This window comes from Streptomyces sp. NPDC027185, assembly GCF_055567035.1.
This window is the reverse complement of the sequence record NZ_JBVHRF010000002.1, coordinates 866,321-887,009: the sequence shown is the minus strand read 5'-3', so window position 1 is coordinate 887,009 and position 20,689 is coordinate 866,321. Positions and strand designations below refer to the sequence as shown.

The 20,689-nt window shown below is 72.2% G+C and carries 20 protein-coding genes; 16 read left to right on the top strand and 4 right to left on the bottom strand.

Going from position 1 to position 20,689, the window contains the following annotated elements; genetic code table 11:
* Positions 1-80 precede the first annotated feature (80 nt).
* From ACZ4M8_RS09095 to ACZ4M8_RS09075, 5 genes are read left to right on the top strand one after another with little or no spacing between them, the layout of a single operon-like run.
* Positions 81-1,649, top strand: a complete 1,569-nt coding sequence (locus ACZ4M8_RS09095; RefSeq protein ID WP_467604733.1) for a GMC family oxidoreductase — start codon at positions 81-83, stop codon at positions 1,647-1,649.
* Positions 1,649-2,824 (top strand): quaternary amine ABC transporter ATP-binding protein, encoded by a 1,176-nt coding sequence (locus tag ACZ4M8_RS09090; RefSeq protein WP_467604732.1) that lies wholly within the window; start codon positions 1,649-1,651, stop codon positions 2,822-2,824. The genes ACZ4M8_RS09095 and ACZ4M8_RS09090 overlap by 1 nt, the downstream gene beginning before the upstream one ends.
* Positions 2,824-2,988 carry a hypothetical protein gene (locus ACZ4M8_RS09085; protein ID WP_467604730.1) on the top strand — a complete coding sequence of 55 codons (165 nt, stop codon included), beginning with the start codon at positions 2,824-2,826 and terminating at the stop codon, positions 2,986-2,988. Before ACZ4M8_RS09090 ends, ACZ4M8_RS09085 begins: the two co-directional genes overlap by 1 nt.
* Positions 2,985-4,967 carry an ABC transporter permease gene (locus ACZ4M8_RS09080; protein ID WP_467604729.1) on the top strand — a complete coding sequence of 661 codons (1,983 nt, stop codon included), beginning with the start codon at positions 2,985-2,987 and terminating at the stop codon, positions 4,965-4,967. Before ACZ4M8_RS09085 ends, ACZ4M8_RS09080 begins: the two co-directional genes overlap by 4 nt.
* A 3-nt stretch (positions 4,968-4,970) precedes the next feature.
* Positions 4,971-5,963 carry an ABC transporter substrate-binding protein gene (locus tag ACZ4M8_RS09075; RefSeq protein ID WP_467604728.1) on the top strand — a complete coding sequence of 331 codons (993 nt, stop codon included), beginning with the start codon at positions 4,971-4,973 and terminating at the stop codon, positions 5,961-5,963.
* A 50-nt stretch (positions 5,964-6,013) separates the two neighbouring features.
* On the opposite strand, the gene ACZ4M8_RS09070 is transcribed toward ACZ4M8_RS09075, so the two are convergent.
* Together ACZ4M8_RS09070 and ACZ4M8_RS09065 are read right to left on the bottom strand one after the other, a co-directional pair.
* Positions 6,014-6,736: an isocitrate lyase/PEP mutase family protein gene (locus ACZ4M8_RS09070; protein ID WP_467604726.1), complete on the bottom strand. Its 723-nt coding sequence runs from the start codon at positions 6,734-6,736 to the stop codon at positions 6,014-6,016.
* Between the two features lie 46 nt (positions 6,737-6,782).
* The gene (locus tag ACZ4M8_RS09065; protein ID WP_467604724.1) at positions 6,783-7,262 is read right to left on the bottom strand and encodes a carboxymuconolactone decarboxylase family protein; all 480 of its coding nucleotides are present in this window, start codon (positions 7,260-7,262) and stop codon (positions 6,783-6,785) included.
* A 47-nt stretch (positions 7,263-7,309) separates the two neighbouring features.
* Between ACZ4M8_RS09065 and pdxR the strand changes: the two genes are divergently transcribed.
* The 5 genes from pdxR (at position 7,310) to ACZ4M8_RS09040 (ending at position 12,479) form a co-directional block, all read left to right on the top strand.
* Positions 7,310-8,764, top strand: coding sequence for a MocR-like pyridoxine biosynthesis transcription factor PdxR (gene pdxR, locus ACZ4M8_RS09060; RefSeq protein WP_467604722.1), 1,455 nt, complete (start codon positions 7,310-7,312; stop codon positions 8,762-8,764).
* A 42-nt stretch (positions 8,765-8,806) separates the two neighbouring features.
* On the top strand, positions 8,807-9,169 hold the full coding sequence (locus ACZ4M8_RS09055; RefSeq protein ID WP_467604720.1) for a hypothetical protein: 363 nt from the start codon (positions 8,807-8,809) through the stop codon (positions 9,167-9,169).
* A 7-nt stretch (positions 9,170-9,176) separates the two neighbouring features.
* Positions 9,177-10,367 (top strand): glutathionylspermidine synthase family protein, encoded by a 1,191-nt coding sequence (locus ACZ4M8_RS09050; protein ID WP_467604717.1) that lies wholly within the window; start codon positions 9,177-9,179, stop codon positions 10,365-10,367.
* Between the two features lie 282 nt (positions 10,368-10,649).
* A complete protein-coding gene (trpS, locus tag ACZ4M8_RS09045) occupies positions 10,650-11,663 on the top strand; it encodes a tryptophan--tRNA ligase (protein WP_467604716.1) in 1,014 nt (337 codons plus the stop codon).
* A gap of 234 nt (positions 11,664-11,897) precedes the next feature.
* Positions 11,898-12,479: a 2'-5' RNA ligase family protein gene (locus tag ACZ4M8_RS09040; RefSeq protein ID WP_467604714.1), complete on the top strand. Its 582-nt coding sequence runs from the start codon at positions 11,898-11,900 to the stop codon at positions 12,477-12,479.
* Positions 12,480-12,871: 392 nt separating this feature from the next.
* Here the strand turns inward: ACZ4M8_RS09040 and ACZ4M8_RS09035 are convergent, their stop codons facing one another.
* On the bottom strand, positions 12,872-13,627 hold the full coding sequence (locus ACZ4M8_RS09035) for a decaprenylphospho-beta-D-erythro-pentofuranosid-2-ulose 2-reductase (protein ID WP_467604712.1): 756 nt from the start codon (positions 13,625-13,627) through the stop codon (positions 12,872-12,874).
* Between the two features lie 206 nt (positions 13,628-13,833).
* On the opposite strand from ACZ4M8_RS09035, the gene ACZ4M8_RS09030 reads away from it, so the two are divergent.
* Positions 13,834-14,778: a YihY/virulence factor BrkB family protein gene (locus tag ACZ4M8_RS09030; RefSeq protein WP_467604709.1), complete on the top strand. Its 945-nt coding sequence runs from the start codon at positions 13,834-13,836 to the stop codon at positions 14,776-14,778.
* 31 nt (positions 14,779-14,809) lie between these two features.
* Here the strand turns inward: ACZ4M8_RS09030 and ACZ4M8_RS09025 are convergent, their stop codons facing one another.
* Positions 14,810-16,303 (bottom strand): D-alanyl-D-alanine carboxypeptidase family protein, encoded by a 1,494-nt coding sequence (locus tag ACZ4M8_RS09025; protein WP_467604707.1) that lies wholly within the window; start codon positions 16,301-16,303, stop codon positions 14,810-14,812.
* On the opposite strand from ACZ4M8_RS09025, the gene ACZ4M8_RS09020 reads away from it, so the two are divergent.
* From ACZ4M8_RS09020 to ACZ4M8_RS09000, 5 genes are all read left to right on the top strand, one after another.
* Positions 16,302-16,586: an SCO4848 family membrane protein gene (locus ACZ4M8_RS09020; protein WP_467604704.1), complete on the top strand. Its 285-nt coding sequence runs from the start codon at positions 16,302-16,304 to the stop codon at positions 16,584-16,586. The two genes, ACZ4M8_RS09025 and ACZ4M8_RS09020, sit on opposite strands and share 2 nt — an antisense overlap.
* A gap of 394 nt (positions 16,587-16,980) precedes the next feature.
* The gene (locus tag ACZ4M8_RS09015; RefSeq protein ID WP_467604702.1) at positions 16,981-17,292 is read left to right on the top strand and encodes a hypothetical protein; all 312 of its coding nucleotides are present in this window, start codon (positions 16,981-16,983) and stop codon (positions 17,290-17,292) included.
* A 60-nt stretch (positions 17,293-17,352) separates the two neighbouring features.
* Positions 17,353-18,684 (top strand): hypothetical protein, encoded by a 1,332-nt coding sequence (locus tag ACZ4M8_RS09010; RefSeq protein ID WP_467604700.1) that lies wholly within the window; start codon positions 17,353-17,355, stop codon positions 18,682-18,684.
* 116 nt (positions 18,685-18,800) lie between these two features.
* On the top strand, positions 18,801-19,985 hold the full coding sequence (locus tag ACZ4M8_RS09005; RefSeq protein ID WP_467604698.1) for a S8 family serine peptidase: 1,185 nt from the start codon (positions 18,801-18,803) through the stop codon (positions 19,983-19,985).
* Between the two features lie 160 nt (positions 19,986-20,145).
* On the top strand, positions 20,146-20,667 hold the full coding sequence (locus tag ACZ4M8_RS09000) for an FBP domain-containing protein (protein ID WP_467604697.1): 522 nt from the start codon (positions 20,146-20,148) through the stop codon (positions 20,665-20,667).
* The last annotated feature ends 22 nt before the right edge of the window (positions 20,668-20,689 follow it).

Below are 20,689 nucleotides of genomic sequence, written 5' to 3'. Positions count from 1 at the left end.
CGCCCCGCACCGCCGCCGGACCCCCGCGGCCCCGCCCCACCCCGCAGCAGCTCAGGCACTGTGCACGAAGGAGTACCCGTATGCCCCCGTCTTCCCCCGCACCGCGCACCGTCACGGCCGACTACGTCGTCGTCGGCGGCGGTACCGCGGGTTCGGTGATCGCCTCCCGGCTGACCGAGGACCCGGACGTCAGCGTCGTCGTCATCGAGGGCGGCCCCACCGACATCGACCGCGAGGACGTGCTGACGCTGCGCCGCTGGCTCGGTCTGCTCGGCGGCGACCTCGACTACGGCTACACCACCACCGAGCAGCCGCGCGGCAACTCCCACATCCTGCACAGCCGCGCCAAGGTCCTCGGCGGGTGCTCCTCGCACAACACGCTGATCTCCTTCAAGCCGCTGCCGTCCGACTGGGACGAGTGGGAGGCCGCGGGCGCCGCCGGCTGGGGCGCCGCGAAGATGGACCCCTACTTCGGCAAGCTCCGCAACAACATCGTGCGGGTCGCCAAGAAGGACCAGAACGCCATCGCCACCGACTGGGTCGAGGCCGTCAAGACCGCGCTGGACGTGCCCGAGGTCGTCGGCTTCAACGACCAGCCCTTCGACGAGGGCGTCGGCTTCTTCGACCTCTCGTACCACCCGGAGAACAACAAGCGCTCCTCCGCCTCCGTCGCCTACCTCCACCCGCACATCGAGGCCGGGGACCGCCCCAACCTCACGCTGCTGCTGGAGACCTGGGTCGACAAGCTGGAGCTGGACGGCACCCGTGCCACCGGCGTCCACGCCCGGACGAAGGACGGCGAGGAGCTGTTCGTCGAGGCCGGGCGTGAGGTGCTGCTCTGCGCCGGCGCGGTGGACACCCCGCGGCTGCTGCTGCTCTCCGGCATCGGCCCGAAGAAGGACCTGGAAGCGCTGGGTATCGATTGCGTCCTGGACCTGCCGGGCGTCGGCGAGAACCTCATCGACCACCCCGAGTCGGTCATCGTCTGGGAGACCAACGGGCCGCTGCCCGACAACTCCGCGATGGACTCCGACGCGGGCCTGTTCATCAAGCGGGACGCCGACCACAAGGGTCCTGACCTGATGTTCCACTTCTACCAGATCCCCTTCACGGACAACCCGGAGCGGCTGGGCTACGAACGCCCCGAGCACGGCGTCTCGATGACCCCGAACATCCCCAAGTCCCGCGCCCGCGGCCGCCTCTACCTCACCTCCGCCGACCCCGAGGTCAAGCCCGCCCTCGACTTCAAGTACTTCGAGGACGACGAGGACTACGACGGCAAGACCCTCGTCGACGGCATCAAGCTGGCGCGGAAGGTCGCCGAGGCCGAGCCGTTCAGGAAGTGGCTCAAGCGCGAGGTCTTCCCCGGCCCCGAGGTCACCGACGACGCGGAGATCAGCGAACTGGTCCGCAAGGCCGCGCACACCGTCTACCACCCCGCCGGCACCTGCAAGATGGGCGCCAAGGACGACGAACTCGCCGTCGTCGACCCGGAGCTGAAGATCCGCGGTCTGTCGCACGTCCGGATCGCCGACGCCTCCGTCTTCCCGACGATGCCCGCCGTCAACCCGATGATCGGCGTCCTGATGCTGGGGGAGAAGGCCGCCGACCTGCTCCGCGAAGCCCCGGCCCAGGGAGGTGAGGCCTGATGTCCGCCTCCGCCTCCGGCACCTCCGGCATATCCGCCTCCGGCACCTCCGCGGCCGACGGGAACGGCACCGGGGCCCCGGCCCCGGCCGTCCCGGCCCCCGCCGCGAGCCCCGAGGACACCACCGCCCGCGACGTCGTGTTCTCCGCCCGCAACCTGTGGAAGGTCTTCGGCCCCAAGGCCGACCGCATCCCCGGCGACACCTCCCTGACCGGCCTGAGCGTCCCCGAGGTGCGCGAGCGCACCGGCTGCACGCCCGCCGTCCGCGACGTCTCCTTCGACGTCCGCAAGGGCGAGGTCTTCGTCGTCATGGGCCTCTCCGGCTCCGGCAAGTCCACCCTCGTCCGCTGCCTGACCCGGCTCATCGAACCGACCGGCGGCACCCTGGAGATGGACGGCGAGGACGTCCTCGGCATGGACCGCGCCGCCCTGCGCGACCTGCGCCGCCGCCGCGCCGCCATGGTCTTCCAGCACTTCGGTCTGCTGCCGCACCGCACCGTCCTCGACAACGTCGCCTACGGCCTGGAGATCCAGGGCGTCGGCAAGGCCGAACGCCGCGAACGGGCCGCCGAGATGGTGGAGAAGGTCGGCCTCGCCGGACTGGAGAAGCGCCGCCCCGGCCAGCTCTCCGGCGGCCAGCAGCAGCGCGTGGGCCTGGCCCGCGCCCTCGCCGTCGACCCCGAGATCCTGCTGTTCGACGAGCCGTTCAGCGCCCTCGACCCGCTCATCCGCCGCGATATGCAGGAGGAAGTCGTCCGCCTGCACCGCGAGGAGGGCCGGACGATGGTCTTCATCACCCACGACCTGGCCGAGGCGCTGACCGTCGGCGACCGCATCGCCCTGATGCGCGACGGCGAGATCGTCCAGCTCGGCACGCCCGAGGAGATCGTCGGCTCCCCGGCCGACGACTACGTCCGCGACTTCGTCCGCGACGTCCCGCGCGAGCAGGTCCTCACCGTCCGCCGCGCCATGCGCCCGGCCGAGGGCGACGAGGCCGAGCAGGGGCCCGCGCTGGCGCCGTCCACCCTCATCTCCGACGCCATCGAGGCCGTCGCCCGCTCCGGCGGTGCCGTCCGCGTCGCCGAGGACGGCCGCTGCCTGGGCATCGTCGACCACGCCTGCCTGCTGAACGTCGTCGCCCGGGTGGACGTGGCGCGCACCGAGGTGGCCGCCTGATGTACCCCGCCACCCCCCACGGCGTCGCCCTGCGCGGCACCCGCGTCCACCGCACCCTCGTGCTGCCCCGGCTCCGCGCCGCGCTGCGCCGCCACTGGCGGCAGGCGCAGCGCGCCGCCGCGATGAACGTGCCCGCCGGCACGGTGAAACGGGGCCGCGCATGAGTGCCGCCACCGCCACCACCGCCGTGCCCGACGCCCCGTCCGCCGGCCCGCTGCGCGCCCTGCTGCGCCGCCGTGGCCTGGCCAAGCTGGTGCTGCTCGCCGTCGCCGCCGCGGTCCTCGTACCGCTGCTGCACGCCAAGTGGTCCGGCGGCCTCTGGCCCGAGGCGCTGACCGTCGACGTGTCGAAACCGCTCGGCAGCGCCAGCGACTGGATCATCGACAACCGCGACAGCCACCCGCTGTTCGTCTACTTCCTCGGCCACCTCTCCAACGCCGTCGTACTCTCCGTCCGCGGCGTCTACCTGGCGCTGCTCGCGCTGGGCTGGACGGGTGTCACCGTCGGTGTCACCCTCGTCGCCTGGCGCGTCGCCGGCCGCCGCATCGCCGCTGTTGCCCTGGTGTCCTTCCTGGTCAGCGGCGTGCTGGGGATATGGGTGCCGACGATGCAGACCCTCGCCCTGATGATCGTCGCGGTCATCGCGTCGGTCGTCGTCGGCGCGCTCCTGGGTCTCGCGGGCGGCCTGTCGGACCGGATGTTCCGGCTGCTGCGCCCGGTCCTGGACACCATGCAGGTGCTCCCGGCCTTCGCGTACCTGCTGCCCGTCGTGCTGATCTTCGGCATCGGGGTGCCCGCCGCGCTGCTGGCCACCGTGGTCTACGCGGCGCCGCCGATGGCCCGGCTCACCGCCCTCGGGCTGCGCGGCGCGGACGCCGGTGTCCTGGAGGCCGTCACCTCGCTCGGTGCCACCGGACGGCAGCGGCTGCTGACCGCCCGCCTGCCGCTGGCCCGTAAGGAACTGCTGCTCGGCCTCAACCAGACGATCATGATGGCGCTGTCCATGGCCGTGATCGCCTCGATGATCGGCGCCGCCGGTCTCGGCGACCGCGTCTACCAGGCCCTCGCCTCCGTCGACGTCGGCGCGGCCCTCGCCGCCGCCGTCCCGATCGTGCTGCTCGCCATCGTCATGGACCGCACCACCGCCGCGGCGGGCGAGAAGGCCGGAGGCGCCCGCGCCGCCGGGCCCGCCCTGCTGCGCGGCCGGCGCGGCTGGGCCGGCGTCGCCGTCGCGACCGCCGTGGTCGCGGTGGCCGGCCGGCTCGCCGGTTCCGCGGTCTGGCCGACCGGCGCGACCGTCGCCATCGCCCGGCCCGTCAACGACGCCAAGGAGTGGATGGTCGACCATCTCTACTCCGGCATCCCCGTCGTCGGCGGCACCGCCGACTGGGCCGCGCACTTCACCAACTGGGTCCTCAACCCGCTGCGCGACGGTCTGACCGCGCTGCCCTGGTACGCCACACTGCTCATCGTCGCCGCGCTGGCCTGGCTGATCGGCACCTGGCGCACCGCGCTGACCGCCGTCCTCGCGATGGCCGTGATCGGCGTGCTGGGCGTGTGGAAGCCGTCGATGAACACCCTGTCGCAGGTGCTCGCCGCCCTCGTGGTGACGCTGGTCATCGGCGTCGGCACCGGCATCCTCGCGGCCGGCAGCAGGCGTCTGGAGGCGATCCTCCGCCCGGTCCTGGACGTCATGCAGACCATGCCGCAGTTCGTCTACCTGATACCGGTCGTCGCGCTGTTCGCCGTGGGCCGCGCCCCGGCCGCCGCCGCTGCCGTCGTCTACGCGCTGCCCGCCGTCATCCGCATCACCACCCAGGGCCTGCGCCAGGTCGACCCGGCGGCGATGGAGTCGGCGACCTCGCTCGGCGCGACCCGCTGGCAGATCCTGCGCCAGGTCCAGCTGCCGCTGGCCCGCCCGGCGCTGCTGCTCGCCGTCAACCAGGGCGTGGTCCTCGTCCTCGCCGTCGTCATCATCGGCGGTCTGGTCGGCGGCGGCGCTCTCGGCTACGACGTCGTCACCGGCCTCGCCACCGGCGATCTGGCCCTCGGCCTCGTCGCGGGTGTCGCCATCGTCTGCCTGGGCCTGATGCTCGACCGGGTCACCCAGCCGACCGAACGCCGCGCCGCGAAGGGAGCCTGACCCATGTCCCGTACCCGACGGATCGGTACCACCGCCGGAGCCTCGCTGCTGGCCGGGGCGGCGCTGCTGGCGCTGTCCGGCTGCGGCAAGGCCGACATGACCAAGCAGGCGTCGCCGTTCGCCGCCGCCAAGGGCACCAAGTCCGTGACGCTGTCCGTGCAGACCTGGGTCGGCGCGCAGTCCAACGTCGCGGTCGCCAAGTACCTCCTCGAACACGAGCTGGGGTACCACGTCGACACCGTCCAGGTGGACGAGATCCCCGCCTGGGACGCGCTCAGCCAGGGCCGCGTCGACGCGATCCTGGAGGACTGGGGCCACCCGGACCAGGAGAAGCGCTACGTCCAGGACAAGAAGACGATCACCGACGGCGGCGGCAACGGCGTCACCGGCCACATCGGCTGGTTCGTCCCCAAGTACTGGGCCGACGAACACCCCGAGGTCACCAGCTGGAAGAACCTCAACACGTTCGCGAAGCAGCTCCGCACCCCCGAGAGCGGCGACAAGGGCCAGCTGATGGACGGCTCCCCGTCCTACGTCACCAACGACAAGGCGCTGGTCGACAACCTCAAGCTGGACTACCAGGTGGTCTTCGCCGGCTCCGAGGCCGCCCAGATCACCCAGATCCAGCAGTTCGCCAAGGAGAAGAAGCCCTTCCTGACGTACTGGTACGAGCCGCAGTGGCTCTTCAACCAGGTCCCGATGGTCGAGGTGAAGCTCCCGAAGTACACCGACGCGTGCGCGGAGAAGGGCGCGAAGGACCCGGCGACCGTCGACTGCGCCTACCCGACGACCCCGCTCAAGAAGTTCTTCAACACCGACTTCGCGAAGAGCGGTAGCACCGCCGCGTCGTTCCTGAAGTCCTTCCACTGGACGAAGGACAATCAGAACGAGGTCTCCGAGATGATCGCCTCCCAGGGCCTGACCGCCGACGAGGCGGCCGAACGCTGGGTGAAGAAACATCCGGACGTGTGGAAGCGGTGGGTGCCGCAGAAGTGAGGCACCGAAAGGGCGGGGCGTTGGCACCGAGGCCACCGCCCCGCCCTTTCTCATGCGCCGCGCAGGGCCCGTGCCTCGGCGGTCACCGTGGCCAGCGCCCGGCGTTGCTGCCAGGGGCCGAACGTGACCCGGGTGGCACCCAGGGCGCCCAGCTCGTCCGGGGAGGGGCCGTCGGGTACGGCGAGGGCGTTGAGCGGCAGGCCGATGGCGTCGGCGAGGGCCGCCAGCTCCTCCGGGGGCGCCAGGATCGGGTAGAGGCAGTCCGCCCCGGCCGCGGCGTAGAGCCGCCCGCGCCGCACCGTCTCCGCCGTTCCGCCCGCCCCGCGGACGTGGGTGTCGATGCGGGCGTTGATCACCAGCGCGTCGCCCGCCGCGGCGCGGACCTCCGCCAGCCGCTCGGCCTGTCGCTCCGCGTCGACGAGTCCGCCGGTGGCGCGGTCGCCGTCCTCCAGGTTGCAACCGACCGCGCCCGCCTCGGCCAGCCGCTCGGTCAGCTCCCGGGCGCCGAGCCCGTAGCCGTCCTCGACGTCCGCCGTGACGGGGATGTCCACGGCGCGGGCGATCCGGCCGATCGCGGCGAACATCTCGTCCGGCGGCACCGCGCCGTCCGCGTACCCGAGGGCGGCGGCCACCCCGGCGCTGGGCGTGGCGAGCGCCGGGAACCCGGCGTCGGCGAACGCCTTCGCGCTCGCCGCGTCCCACGGGCCCGGCAGCACCAGCGGCAGCCGGGGCCCGTGGTGGAGGGCGGCCAGCGCGGCGGCGCCGGTCAGCACGGCGCCCCGCCCGCCTGTGCGGACGTCAACGTCGCGGGCACCGAAATCACACCCGGCCCGGGGCCATCCGGGTGGTCACCGCGAAGCGGTTCCACGCGTTGATGGTGGTGATCAGCGCGATCAGCTGCGCCATCTCGGCGTCGTCGAAGTGCGCCGCGGCCCGCGCGTACACCGCGTCCGGGACGAAACCGTCGGTCAGGACGGTCACCGCCTCGGTCAGCGCCAGCGCCGCCCGCTCCTGCTCGGTGAAGTAGCCGGCCGCCTCCTCCCAGGCGCTCAGCAGGTAGATCCGCTCCTCGCTCTCGCCGTTCTTCCGGGCGTCCTTGGTGTGCATGTCCAGGCAGAACGCGCAGTGGTTCAGCTGCGAGGCGCGGATCTTGACCAGCTCGGCCAGGGTCGGGTCGATGCCCTTACGGGCCGCCGCGTCCAGCGCGATCATGGACTTGTAGACCTCGGGCGCAAGCTCCGCCATCCGCAGACGGGGAGCGTGCTCGGTCGCGTTCGGGGTGGTGTCGTTCGTCGTCATGCCACCGAATCTACGACCGTGGTGGCACCCGCGTATGGTCCACTTCCATGGACAATTCCTGGGCCACTTCCTGGGACGCCTTCGGCCGTGACCTCCATCTGGACCTCGCCGGACCGGGCGGGCTGCGCCTCTCCCTCATACGGGCGCTGCGCGAGGCGGCCCGCACCGGACGCCTCGCCCCCGGCACCCGCCTGCCGTCCTCCCGCACTCTCGCCGCCGACCTCGGCATCGCCCGCAACACCGTCGCCGAGGCGTACGCGGACCTCGTCGCCGAGGGCTGGCTCAGCGCCCGCCAGGGCTCCGGCACCCGTATCGCCGACCGCACCCCGCCGCGCCCGGTACCGGCCCGCCGCACCCCGCCGGGCCGCCCCGCGCCCCGCTTCGACCTCACCCCCGGCACCCCGGACGTCTCCGCCTTCCCCCGCGCCGCCTGGCTGACCGCCGCCCGCCGCGCGTTGCACGCCGCCCCGTACGACGCGCTCGGCTACGGCGCCCCGCAGGGCCGCCCCGAACTGCGGGCCGTCCTCGCCGACTACCTCGCCCGCGTCCGCGGGGTCCGCGCCGACCCGGACCGTCTCGTGATCTGCGCCGGGTTCATGCAGGGCCTCGCCCTCGTCGCCCGCGCGCTGACCGCCGTCCGCGGCCCGTCCAGTACCGCGCCCGCCGTCGCCACCGAGGGGTACGGCCTCGGCTTCCACCGCGACGTCCTCGCCCGCGCCGGACTGCGCACCGTCCCCCTCCCCGTCGACGCGCTCGGCGCCCGCACCCCGGAACTCTCTTCATACGAAGGGGTGTTGGCGGCGCTGCTCACCCCGGCGCACCAGTTCCCCACCGGCGTCCCGCTCCACCCCGACCGCCGCGCCGCCGCCCTCGACTGGGCCGTGGCGCACGACGGCTGGATCCTGGAGGACGACTACGACGGCGAGTTCCGCTACGACCGGCAGCCGGTCGGCGCGCTCCAGGGTCTCGACCCGGACCGGGTGATCTACCTCGGCACCGCCAGCAAGAGCCTCGCCCCGGCGCTGCGGCTGGCCTGGCTGGTGCTGCCGGACCGCCTCGTCGATCCCGTTCTCGCCGTCAAGAGCGGCGGCGAGTGGCAGTCCGGCGCCCTCGACCAGCTCACCCTCGCCGAGTTCATGGCCGGCGGCGCGTACGACCGTCATGTGCGCGGCAGCCGGCTGCGCTACCGGCGCCGCCGTGACCGGCTGGTCGCCGCGCTCGCCGAGCACGCCCCGCACATCGAGGTCTCCGGTATCGCCGCCGGGCTCCACGCCGTCCTCGAACTCCCGCCCGGCACCGAGCGGTCGATCATCGAGGCGGCCCGCTGGCAAGGTCTGGAACTGAACGGTCTGCACGCCTTCCGCGATCCGGCGGCCCGCGCGATGCCCGCCCGCGACGGCCTCGTCGTCCCGTACGGCAGACCCCCGGAACACGCCTTCACCGGCGCCCTGGAGGCCCTGTTGCGGGCCCTGCCCCCTGACCCGTCCGCGGGAACCGTCTAGGGTTGGCATGTTCCTGCAACTGCTCCACGGGGGAGACGGAAGATGGCCGAAAAAGCACACCGCCGGCTGCGCTCGGGCACGGTGATCCTCGGCGGTATGGGCGTCCTCGCCGCGACACTGACCGCCTGCAGCTCGGAGCCCGACAAGCGCTGCGTGGACCGCAACAGCTACGACGCCACCCGCGGCTACCGCGTCGTCGACGCCAAGTACTGCCGCCCCGGCGGCGACACCTCGCACACCGGCACCGGCCGCACCGGCAACAGCCGCACCGGCAAGAAGTCCGTCCTGGGCCAGTGGTACTACGGCCCCGGCAAGTCCGGCTCGTACGCCGACGGCGGCTCGTTCAGCAAGGGCGGTTCGGTCAGCCGCGGCGGCTTCGGCCACTCCGGCTCCAGCGGCGGGTGACCGGCCCGTGGAACGCCACACCCTCACCCCGCGCCCCGGCTGGCAGCAGACCGTCGAGGCCCAGGGCCTGATCTACCCGCTCACCCGCTACCCGGATGGTGAACTCCGCCCGTACTGGGACGAGAGCGCCTACTACTCCTTCACGCTCCCCGAGGTCGAGGCGCTGGAGGAGACGGTCGAGGAACTGCACACGATGTGCCTGGCCGCCGCCGACCACCTCGTCACCCGAGGCCGCCTCGCCGACCTCGGCGTCCGCGACCCGCGGCTGGCCGAGCTGATCTGCGAGTCCTGGCACCGCCGCGCCGAACTGCCGTCCCTCTACGGCCGGTTCGACCTGCACTACGACGGCACCGGCCCGGCGAAGATGCTGGAGTACAACGCCGATACGCCGACGTCGCTGGTGGAGGCGGCGAGCCCGCAGTGGTTCTGGATGGAGGAGCGCTTCCCCGGCGCCGACCAGTGGAACTCCCTCCACGAACGCCTCGTCGACGCCTGGAAACGGCAGGCTCCGCTGCTGCCGCCCGGCGCCCCGCTGCACTTCGCACACTCCACGGGCGATGAGCTGGGCGAGGACCTGATGACCGTCGCCTACCTGGAGGAGACCGCCCGCCAGGCGGGCCTGGAGACGGTCGCGATCCCCGTCGAGGAGATCGGCTGGGACGGACTGACCGGCCGCTTCGTCGACCAGCGGCTCCGCTTCATCCGCGCCTGCTTCAAGCTCTACCCCTGGGAGTGGCTGGCCACCGACGCCTTCGGACCGCACGTCCTGGACACCCTCGACAACGGCGGCGGCACCGGCACCACCCTGTGGATCGAGCCGGTCTGGAAGATGCTGCTCTCCAACAAGGCGCTGCTCGCCATCCTCTGGGAGCTGTACCCCGGCCACCCGAACCTGCTGCCCGCCTACCTCGACGGCCCCCGCGAGCTGGCCGGCACCGCCGGTTACGCCGCCAAACCGCTGCTGGGCCGCGAGGGCGAGGGCGTCACCCTCCACCCGCCGGGCAGCCCGGCGGCCCCGCGCGGCCCCGAGGACCCGTGCTGCTACCAGCAGTTGGCGCCCCTGCCGGACTTCGACGGCAACCGCGTCGTCCTCGGCGCCTGGGTCGTCGAGAACGAGGCGGCGGGCCTGGGCATCCGCGAATCCTCCGGCCTGATCACCGACGAGTACGCACGGTTCCTGCCGCACGTGATCCTCTGAGGACCACGTGATCCTCCGGGGACGGAGACGGAGACGGGGCCCCGGGGTGGGGCCGGGGAGCCGGGCGCGGTGGCGGGCCGTACGGCCCGCCCCGGCCTCACCCGGGTCCGCACCGGTCCGCCCCGCCGTGCTCCGGTGCGCGACCCGCTCCGCCCGGCGCGCGCCCGGCGGCCTCCGGCGCGTGGCACCCGCGCCCGCCGTCCCGGGCCGCGCGCCCCGGGTGCCGCCGCCCACGGGCGACCTCGCGTGGGGGAGCTCCCCGGACCTGAGACAATCGACGGCATGGCTCTCGAACTCCCGCGGGTGCTCTCCGGCATCCAGCCCACCGCAGGCTCGTTCCACCTCGGCAACTACCTCGGCGCCGTCCGCCAGTGGGTGGCGCTCCAGGAGTCCCACGACGCCTTCTACATGGTCGTCGACCTGCACGCGATCACCGTGCCCCAGGACCCCGCCACGCTCCGGCAGAACACCCGCGTCGCGGTGGCCCAGCTGCTCGCCGCCGGGATCGACCCCGACAAGTGCACCCTCTTCGTGCAGAGCCATGTGCCCGAGCACACCCAGCTCGGCTGGGTGATGAACTGCGTCACCGGCTTCGGTGAGGCGTCCCGGATGACGCAGTTCAAGGACAAGTCCGCCAAGCAGGGCCAGGACCGCACCACCGTGGGCCTGTTCACCTACCCCGTGCTGATGGTCGCCGACATCCTGCTCTACCAGGCCGACCAGGTCCCGGTCGGTGAGGACCAGCGCCAGCACCTGGAGCTGACCCGCGATCTCGCGGACCGCTTCAACACCCGCTTCGGCGACACCTTCACGGTCCCCAACCCGTACATCGTCAAGGAGACCGCGAAGATCTTCGATCTTCAGGACCCGGCGGTGAAGATGAGCAAGTCGGCGTCCTCGCCGAAGGGCATCATCGACCTGCTCGACGACCCCAAGGCCACCGCGAAGAAGATCAAGAGCGCCGTGACGGACACCGACACCGTCATCCGCTTCGACCGCGAGGCCAAGCCCGGCGTCTCCAACCTCCTCACCATCCTCTCCACCCTCACCGGCACCGCCGTCCCCGAGCTGGAGAAGGAGTACGAGGGCAAGATGTACGGCGCCCTCAAGACCGACCTCGCCGGCGTCATGGTCGACTTCGTCACACCCTTCCGCGACCGTACGCAGGAATACCTCGACGACCCCGCGACCCTCGACGCGATCCTCGCCAAGGGCGCCGGGAAGGCCCGCGCGGTGGCCGCCGAGACCCTGGCCACCGCCTATGACCGGCTGGGATTCCTCCCCGCCGCACACTGACGGCACCCCGCCGGGCCGGTCACCGACCGGCCCGGCGGCCCCCGGGCGGGCCACCCGAAGCGGCCCCGCCGGCCGCCCCGGCCCCGCCCGCCCGGGGCCCGCACCGCCGCCGGGCGGTGCCACACGCGTCACACTGGTAACGGTGTGGCGCCTCGGACGAAGCGGCGCACCCGCCCGTGCGGCCCCCGAAGGGGCGGTCGCCCGGCACCGCGCACACAGTGGAGGGAGAACACAGTGGGGACCGTAACGCTGGGCGTTTCGATCGCGGTCCCGGAGCCTTACGGCAGCTACCTCCAAAGGCAGCGCGAAGGCTTCGGTGACAGCGCCGCACACGGCATCCCCACCCACATCACGCTGCTCCCACCGACCGAGGTGGACCGCGCCGCGCTGCCCGCCGTCGAACGGCACCTCGCCGAGGTCGCCGCGGACTTCCGGCCCTTCCCGCTGCGCCTGGAAGGCACCGACACCTTCCGCCCGCTGTCGCCCGTCGTCTTCGTGAAGGTCGCCGAGGGCGAGGAGGGCTGCGCCGCCCTCCAGGCCCGCGTCCGCGCCCCCGGCGGCCCCTGCGCCCGTGAGCTGCAGTTCCCGTACCACCCGCACGTCACCGTCGCCCACCACCTCGACGACGCCGCGATGGACCGCGCCCAGCACGACCTCCGCGACTTCCGCGCCACCTGGACCATCGGCGGCTTCGCCCTCTACGAGCAGGGCCCCGACGCCGTCTGGCGCCTGGAGCGCGAATACCCCTTCGGCCCCCACCCCGCCGCCGTCCCCCGCCAGGCCGACCTGACCCGGCCGCCCGCCCCGACCCGCTGAGCGTCCGGACGGCCGCAGGGCCGTACGGACAGCCGTACGGGCGGGAGGCGCGGGCACCGGGGCTTTCCGGAGCCCCGGCCCGGTACGGGGCGCCGGTGTGACGGTCGGACTTCTGACCGGACCCCGTGACGGCACGACGCGCGGGCGCCTGGGCTTTTGGGGCTCGGGCTTCCGGAGCCCGGGGACGGACGGACCACGAGCCCGACGGCCGGAAGCGTTAAGTCCGCTGTTCCGAGGGGCAATTGGCCCGCAAGGGGGCCGCCGAACCCCTACGGGATCACCCGTACGGGCCCGGCCCTGGCCCGCCCCCCGGCCCCGCCCCGTGCACGACGCCCGCGGAACGCTGGGCGGGCGCCCTCAGCACCCGGTTCCGGCCCGCCGCCGCGCGGTGGCTACAGCGCCAGCCGCCGGAACGTCCGCCGGGGGACATGCCGCAGCGCCGCCATCACATACCGCAGCTTTCCCGGCACCCACACCACCTCCGACCTGCGGCGCAGCCCCGTTTCGACGGCCTCGGCGACCTCCTCCGGGGTGGTCACCAGCGGCGCCGGCGACAGCTCCGGCGTCATGCGCGTGCGCACCCGGCCGGGCCGGACCACCATGACGTGCACCCCGGACCCGTGGAGGGCGTCGCCCAGTCCCTGCGCGAACGTGTCCAGGCCCGCCTTGCTCGACCCGTAGAGGAAGTCCGAGCGCCGGGCCCGCTCGCCGGATGCGGAGGACAGGACGACCAGGGAGCCGCCGCCCTGGTGCCGCAGCTCCTGGCCGCAGATGAGCGCGGCGGAGACGGCGCCGGTGTAGTTGGTCTGCGCGAGCCGTACCGCGTGCCGGGCGTCGCGTTCGTCGCGCGGCTGGTCCCCGAGGACGCCGAACGCCAGCAGCACCATGTCCAGCTCACCCTCGGCGAAGACCGCCTCCAGCGTCCGGCGGTGGCCGGCGGTCTCCAGCGCGTCGAAGGCGACGGTCCGCACCTCCGCGCCGTACGCCCGCAGCCGGTCCGCCGCTTCCTCCAGGCCCGGCGACGGCCGTCCGGCCAGCCAGATCGTCCGGGTGCGGCGGGCGGCCAGCCGCTCCGCGGTGGCCAGCGCGATCTCGGAGGTTCCGCCGAGCACCAGCAGCGACCGCGGGCTCCCACAGGCGTCGTTCATGCGGCGACGGTAAACGGTGTGACATCCCTATTAGCGGCCCGAACCGCCCGCCGCGACCACGTCTCGCCCGAACGGGTGGCCGCCTCCGCACGACGGCCCGGCCCGGCACCCGTACAACGCCCGGTTCCGGGGTACGCGGACGCTAAGGTTCCGGATCACCCGGGGGACGGAACACCGGGCGTACGACGCGCGACGAGGGGAACGCCATGGACTGGCTGAGCAGGCTGCCGCTGATCGGACCGGCGGTGACCTGGCTGATGACCACTCACCTGTGGCGGGCCTGGACCCGGATACAGCGGGCACACTGGACCCGGCTCGCCGCCGCGATCACCTTCACCAGCTTCGTCGCGCTCTTCCCGCTGATCACCGTCGGCGCCGCGATCGGCGCCACCGTCCTCGACAAGAACCAACTCCACACCCTCGAAGGCCGCCTGGCCGCCCAGATCCCCGGCATCTCCGGACAACTCGACCTCGGCGCGCTCGTCGACAACGCCGGGACCGTCGGCCTCATCGCGGGCGCCGCCCTGCTCCTCACCGGCATCGGCTGGATCCAGGCGCTCCGTGACTGCCTCCGCGCCGTCTGGGAGAAGCCGGACGACGACACCAACTTCTTCCTCGGCAAGCTCCGCGACGGCGCCGTCCTCATCGGTCTCGGCGGCGTCGCCCTGCTCTCCGTCGCCTGCTCCGCCTTCGCCTCCGCCGCCGTCGGACGCGCCGCCCACAGCGTCGGACTGGCCGGCGGCGGCATCGGCGGTGCCCTGCTGACCGCCGCCGGCTTCTGCATCGCCGTCCTCGCCGACTTCCTCCTCCTGGTCTACGTCCTGACCCGGCTCCCCGGCGTCCGGCCCCCGCGCCGGGCCGTCCTCACCGCCGGACTCATCGGCGCCGTCGGCTTCGAAGCCCTGAAACTGCTGCTCAGCGGCTACCTCCAGGGCGTCGCCTCCAAGAGCATGTACGGCGCCTTCGGCACCCCCATCGCCCTCCTGCTGTGGATCAACTTCACCGCCAAACTCCTGGTCTTCTGCGCCGCGTGGACGGCCACGCAGGAACCGGAGGACGGGACGGACGAGGCGGGGAACGAACGGGACGCACCGGGGCACGGGCCGGGGACGAGCGGGAGCTCACGGGAGGGGACCGGGCGGGTGGGGTGAGCCTCCCCCGCGCCCAGCCTCCCCGCCCCTCCTACTTCTTCCGCCGCCGTACCGCCTCCGGCAGCGGGCGGCGCCGGCGCACCACGAGGGTCACCGCGCCCACCACGACCAGCGCGCCGCCGGCGACCCCGACCGCCGTCCACGCCCCGCTCGACGAACCGTCCGCCTCCGGCGCGGCGGCGTCACCGCCCCGCCCGGCCCGGTCACCGGACTTCGCGTCGTCGCCACCGGCGCCGCCGTGCCCGGCGGCCGTCGCGTCGCCCTCCTCGCTCCGCGGCCCGACCAGCCGCCCGACCGGCTCGACCTTGCCCGCCGCCGCGAACCCCCAGTCGAAGAGCGCCGCGCTCTCCTTGTACGACTCGTTGGGCTCGTTCTTCGCCGGATTCATGACGGTGACCAGCAGCTTGCGCTTGCCGTGCTGCGCGACGACGGTGAGCGTGTTCCCGGCGTGCGTCGTGTAGCCGTTCTTCACCCCGGCGATCCCCGGGTACGGGTCGAGCCCGGGGGCGCCGGTGAGCAGCCGGTTGGTGTTCTGGATGCCGAACGTCGCCCGCTTGCCGTTCTTGTCCGTGTCGCCGGGGAACTGCGCGGTCGCCGTCGCGCAGTACTCCCGGAAGTCGGCGTTCTGCAGCCCCGCGCGGGCGAACAGACTCAGGTCGTACGCGCTGGAGACCTGCCCCGGCGCGTCGTAGCCGTCCGGTGTGACGACATGGGTGTCGACGGCGTTCAGGTCCTTGGCCCGCTGCCGCATCTCGGCGACCGTCGCCTCCGTGCCGCCGTTCATCGCCGCGAGCGTGTGCACCGCGTCGTTGCCGGAGCGTAGGAAGACACCGAGCCACAGGTCGTGGACGGTGTACGTCAGGTTCTCCTTTATCCCGACCAGGCTGCTGCCCGCCCCCATGCCCTCCAGGTCCGCGGGCTTGACCTTGTACTTCTCGCTCTTGGGGAACTTCGGCAGAACCGTATCGGCGAACAGCATCTTCAACGTGCTCGCGGGCGGCAGCTGCCAGTGCGGGTTCTTCGCCGCCAGCACCTCACCCGACTCCGCGTCGGACACGATCCACGACCGTGCCGAAATCCCCTTCGGCAGCTTCGGCGCCCCGTCCTTCAGCTGCACCTGCACCCCCGGCATCCCCAGCCGCTCCCCGCCGACCCGCGACATCGCGGCGGGCGGCGCCGGCTCCTTCGCCCGCTTCCCTGCGTCACCGTCCGCGGCGTACGCACTCTGGCCACCGGCCACCACGGACGGCACCAGCAACGCGGACAGCGCGAGCGCGGACACCGCCCGCGGCGATCGCGGACGGGGAATCCGCACCGCCCGCGGAGCGGGAACCCGCACCGCCCGCGACGCGGACACGGAAGCCCGGCGGACGGCACCACGGGGAACGGGCAGGGGGACCGGGGAGGAGGACATCGTCGACACGTCCGCGAACGTACCCGCAGCCCCTGTGCCCGCGTCGGGGACCCCGCGCATTCCTGCCCCGGCCGTCCGGTTCCCGGCCACCTTGCCCATACTGGAAGCCATGAAGCTCTCTCGCCCCGTCTCCTGGTTCCTGCTCGCCTTCGGGGTCTGGAGCTGGTTCATCTGGATCACTTTCGTCAAGAACCTCTGGAAGGACGGCAGCGGCCTCGCCTTCGACGGCGCGGGTGACCCGACGGCCTACTTCTGGGTCCACCTGCTGCTCGCGGTGGCTTCCTTTCTTCTGGGGACGGCAATCGGAGTGATCGGGTTCCGCGCGGTCCGCGCCCACCAGCGCGAGCGGTCGGCGACCAACGCTCCGAAGCCTCCGACCGGGGACCAGCCGTAACCACCTCTCCGGGGCTGCCCCCGGGCGCACGGCGTCCCGCCCGCATGACCCGGCCGCCCTCCGCGCCCGCCCATGCCGTCACCCGCGCTCACGTCCGCGGGGGCCGCGGGAGCCACGCCGCCGTCCGTCGGCCCACGCCCGGCTCCCGGCCGCCGCGGGCGCACCCGAAGCACCTCGCGTGCGTTCCGCCGGATGCGTCCCGGGCAGGACAGGTTGCCTCGACTTGGTAACAACAGCCCTACAGAGCTTCGCGCCATCTGGCGCTAAATCGGACACATCAGGACTTTCAACGTTGGCCGAGCGGACGTCAACTCCCTAGTATTGACACTCTTTACGCTGCTCCGGGCGCAGGTTTGCCGGACGCGGAATGAAGGACAACGGGGGAGTGATCGCGGTGAGCGACAAGTTTCAGGTCGACCTGGACGAGCTGGACGGCGTCGTCCGCAGACTCAAGCGCCTGCAGGCCGACATGGACGAGCCGAACGAGAAGATCAAATACAGCACGGTCATCCCCAAGTCCGCATTCGGCATCAATTTCAACGAGGCCGAGGACATCAGCAGCGCTCACGACAAGATGCACGACTACATGGCGCAGGTCATCGCCGCCCTTCAGGACCTCATACGCGACTTCGGCGGCAAGGCCGAGCGTAGTCACGGTGCCTACGACGACCAGGAGCAGGAGACGAAGGCGTCGATGAGCAGCTGATCCCCGTGCGGGGGAGGGTGCGTCGGAGATGACTAGGGGGAGTAAAGCATGCCGGGCCCGATGGACAACGACGGCAACAAGGCGTACGCGAAGCAGATCGACGAGAAGCACCGCACGGAGGGGATGAAGCAGTTCGACGGCTACAAGCCGATCCCCAAATCCGATTCGGACTTCCACCATCACGGGATCAACGCGCTGCGGAAGATGGTGGAGAACTCCTCACCGGAAGCCCTGGAGCGGTCCGGTGACCACTGGCGGGCATCGGCGGATCGACTCGGGGGGCAGGACGGCCGGGGCGGGATCCGCAAGGCGTTCATCGACGCCGTGGACCACGCCTCGGAACACTGGCGTGGCACGGCGGCCGATGCCTTCCGGCGCCAGGCGGAAAAGGTGCTGACGAAGATCGACCGCACTTACGGGCATGCCCGCAGTGTCGAGGCCATGCTCATCGGAAGCCGGTCGACGGGGCCCGAGTACGGCGTCGCCCACAGCCTGCGTGAGGCCAAGAAGGCCATGTCCAAGATCGAGGACCCGGGCAAGGTCGAGAGCGCGTTCAACTCGTCCGGCGATGACACCCAGTTCCACAAGGACATGGCGAATCCCAAGATGGACGCCAGGATGGCCCTCGAACTCAACCGGGACAAGCTCTCGTTGAGCAAGGAGCGCCAGGTCGAAGCGGTCATCGTGATGGAGGAACTGGCGAACCGCTACAAAAAGGCGCACCAGAACCAGTTCAACCCGGGGCCGCCCCCCTCGGCCGACCCTGACTGGCCGACCGATCCTCCTGAGTACAAGCCTCATCCGCCGGTCAACATGCCGACGATCGGCGGCAACCACCCCCGCCTGACCACGGCCACACCCCACGGCTCGGGCCCCGGAATCCGTCGTGACGACCTCGGGAACATCAAGCCGCTCGGGCCATCGCCCACCACCGGTCTCGACGGGTTCCAGAGCGGTACGTTGACGCCGCCTCCCGGTAACACCGGAGGCACCTTCGGTTCCGGACACACTGGCGGTGGTGCCGGCGGCAGCGGCTCGGGCGGGGCCGTGCCTCCAGGGCTCATGCCCGGGATGGTCGGTGGCACGGGCGGAGCCATGCGGCCCGGCCCAGGAGCCGGCCGCTCCGGGATGCCGGGCGTGGGGGGCGGAGCCTCGCGCGTTCCCGGCGCCGGGAAGGGGAAGCCCGGCGGCCCGGCCGGCGGCCTGAAGCAGGGCGGCGCGGGACTACACCGCAGCCGCGGCGGTGCGCAGGGCGGCCCGGGTATGGCCGGAGCCGCAGGCAAGGGCAAGAAGGAGAAGAAGCGCGAGGGCAAGGAGCGCCCCGACTACCTTGTCGAGGACGAGGAGACCTGGGCCTCGCGACGTAATGTGGCGCCGCGCGTGATCGAGTAGCACGAAGACGGCTCCGGCGACCCGCCGGTGCTCACAGGTGCCCCGTACAGCCTGGTACGGGGCACCTTCGCAGGCGGTCGGCTGCCGCCCGGGAAGAAGCAAGTGAGGAGCAAGGCATGAGGGTCACACGTACCCTTCGCGCGACCGTTGGCGCTGCGCTGACCGGAGCGCTTTTCCTCGGCACCACCGGGTGGGCCGCCGCGGACGAGTCCGGCAACGATCAATGGCCGCTCACTGCCTTTGACGCGGCGAGCACGCACGAGCGGGCCACCGGCAAGGGTGTCACGGTGGCCGTGATCGATGCGGGCTTCCACCTGGAACAGCAGGACCTTACGGGCAAGTTCCTGCCGCTGCACGAGTTCAGCGGAGGCTCGAAGGGCAAGATGCAGGCGCTGCCGGGCGAGGACATCCGGACGCACGGCACCAGCATGGCGGCTCTCATCGCAGGACACGGGCATGGAGCCGGTGGTCAGCAAGGGCTGCGCGGTCTGGCGCCGGATGCCAAGATCCTTCCGCTGGCGGAGGACAACGCGGCTCCCGAGGCGACGCGTTATGCGGCCGATCACGGAGCGGACGTCATCAACATGTCCATCGGTGTCTCCAAGCACACCCCGGACATGTGCGAGGCGGTGCACTACGCGGTGGAGAAGGGCGTCGTCGTGGTCGCGGCGGTCGGTAACGATGCCGGGTCGGAGGAGAACTACCCGGCTGCCTGTCCCGGCGCGATCGGCGTGGGTGCGGTGGACGAATACGGCAAGGCCTGGGACGGCGGAAACTACAACTCCACCGTGGATCTCCTGGCCCCGGGCGTCGACGTCCCCGTCCTCGGCGGTGACAGCTCGCGCTACGGCAAATCCAGTGGTACCTCCATCTCCACCGCCTACGTCTCCGCCTCCGTCGCGCTGCTCAAGGAGAAGTTCCCGGATCTCACGCCGGGGCAGATCGCGAATCGGCTGGTGAAGACCGCGGGGTTGCCGGAGTCGGCGCAGAAGGAAAGGCTCAAGCTTCCTGATGCGCATTACGGCTACGGCTTCATCAAGCCGTTGGTCGCGCTGACGAGCGACATCCCCGCCGGCCCCGCCGCCGGTCCGCTTCCCATGCCGGAGGGGAAGGCGTCGAAGACGCCGGTCGTTGCCGGTGCGGACAAGGGGCAGGACCCCGACCCGCCGATGGGCGGGAAGCAGGCGGTGCTGCTGTACGGCGGTATCGGGCTGGGCGTGGTGATCGTGCTCGGGGTGATCATCGGTGGTGTGGCGCTGGCCCGGCGTAAGGCGAACGCGGGCAGTCAGTCCTGGGGTTGATCCCGGGGCGTCCACCGCGCACACGGACGAGGCCGCCGCCCGGCACCGGGCGGCGGCCTCGTCCGTGTGCGGGGGCGGGGCCGCAGGCGTGGAGCGGGCCAGGGGCGGTGGCGGAGAAAATCGGACGACACGCCCGGGGGTCGCTGTTACGTTCCTGGTTATGGACCCCGTAGGTGAGAAACAGATCCGTGCCTCCTTTGTGAACTGCTCGAAGGGGGAGGCGAGCCGGATCAATCTCCCCCGTGACCTGGGGGAGCTGCCGTGGGGGGATCTCGACTTCCTGGGGTGGCGGGATCAGGGGGCGCCGGACCGGAGTTATCTGGTGGTGCCGCGGGCCGGCGGGCTGACGGGGGTCACGCTGCGGGTGCCGCAGGGGGTGCGGCGGAGTTTCACGAAGACGACGGTCTGTTCGGTGTGCCTCACGGGGCATCCCGGCTCCGGTGTCAGCCTGCTCGCCGCCCGCCGCGCGGGCGCCTCCGGGCGCGAGGGCAACACTGTCGGGGCGTACTTCTGCGCCGACCTCGCGTGCTCGCTCTACGTCCGCGGCAAGAAGCGGTCCCAGCTCGCCGCGCGGTACGAGGAGACACTGCCGGTCGAGGAGCGCATCGCACGGATGGCGCGGAACCTGGACGAGTTCCTGGAGAAGGTCACCGCGGGAGCATCGGCGGCCCGCAGGCGGTAACCCGCCGGGCGCCCGGACCCGC

What these genes read in the sequence shown, in the direction of transcription:
- ACZ4M8_RS09080 (WP_467604729.1), top strand. Translation starts at nt 2,985, where the DNA reads ATGAGTGCCGCCACCGCCACCACCGCCGTGCCCGACGCCCCGTCCGCC.
- ACZ4M8_RS09065 (WP_467604724.1), bottom strand. Translation starts at nt 7,262, where the DNA reads ATGACGACGAACGACACCACCCCGAACGCGACCGAGCACGCTCCCCGT.
- ACZ4M8_RS09025 (WP_467604707.1), bottom strand. Translation starts at nt 16,303, where the DNA reads ATGGCTTCCAGTATGGGCAAGGTGGCCGGGAACCGGACGGCCGGGGCA.
- ACZ4M8_RS09005 (WP_467604698.1), top strand. Translation starts at nt 18,801, where the DNA reads ATGAGGGTCACACGTACCCTTCGCGCGACCGTTGGCGCTGCGCTGACC.
- ACZ4M8_RS09030 (WP_467604709.1), top strand. Translation starts at nt 13,834, where the DNA reads ATGGACTGGCTGAGCAGGCTGCCGCTGATCGGACCGGCGGTGACCTGG.
- ACZ4M8_RS09090 (WP_467604732.1), top strand. Translation starts at nt 1,649, where the DNA reads ATGTCCGCCTCCGCCTCCGGCACCTCCGGCATATCCGCCTCCGGCACC.
- ACZ4M8_RS09085 (WP_467604730.1), top strand. Translation starts at nt 2,824, where the DNA reads ATGTACCCCGCCACCCCCCACGGCGTCGCCCTGCGCGGCACCCGCGTC.
- ACZ4M8_RS09095 (WP_467604733.1), top strand. Translation starts at nt 81, where the DNA reads ATGCCCCCGTCTTCCCCCGCACCGCGCACCGTCACGGCCGACTACGTC.
- trpS (WP_467604716.1), top strand. Translation starts at nt 10,650, where the DNA reads ATGGCTCTCGAACTCCCGCGGGTGCTCTCCGGCATCCAGCCCACCGCA.
- ACZ4M8_RS09055 (WP_467604720.1), top strand. Translation starts at nt 8,807, where the DNA reads ATGGCCGAAAAAGCACACCGCCGGCTGCGCTCGGGCACGGTGATCCTC.
- ACZ4M8_RS09020 (WP_467604704.1), top strand. Translation starts at nt 16,302, where the DNA reads ATGAAGCTCTCTCGCCCCGTCTCCTGGTTCCTGCTCGCCTTCGGGGTC.
- pdxR (WP_467604722.1), top strand. Translation starts at nt 7,310, where the DNA reads ATGGACAATTCCTGGGCCACTTCCTGGGACGCCTTCGGCCGTGACCTC.
- ACZ4M8_RS09075 (WP_467604728.1), top strand. Translation starts at nt 4,971, where the DNA reads ATGTCCCGTACCCGACGGATCGGTACCACCGCCGGAGCCTCGCTGCTG.
- ACZ4M8_RS09010 (WP_467604700.1), top strand. Translation starts at nt 17,353, where the DNA reads ATGGACAACGACGGCAACAAGGCGTACGCGAAGCAGATCGACGAGAAG.
- ACZ4M8_RS09000 (WP_467604697.1), top strand. Translation starts at nt 20,146, where the DNA reads ATGGACCCCGTAGGTGAGAAACAGATCCGTGCCTCCTTTGTGAACTGC.
- ACZ4M8_RS09035 (WP_467604712.1), bottom strand. Translation starts at nt 13,627, where the DNA reads ATGAACGACGCCTGTGGGAGCCCGCGGTCGCTGCTGGTGCTCGGCGGA.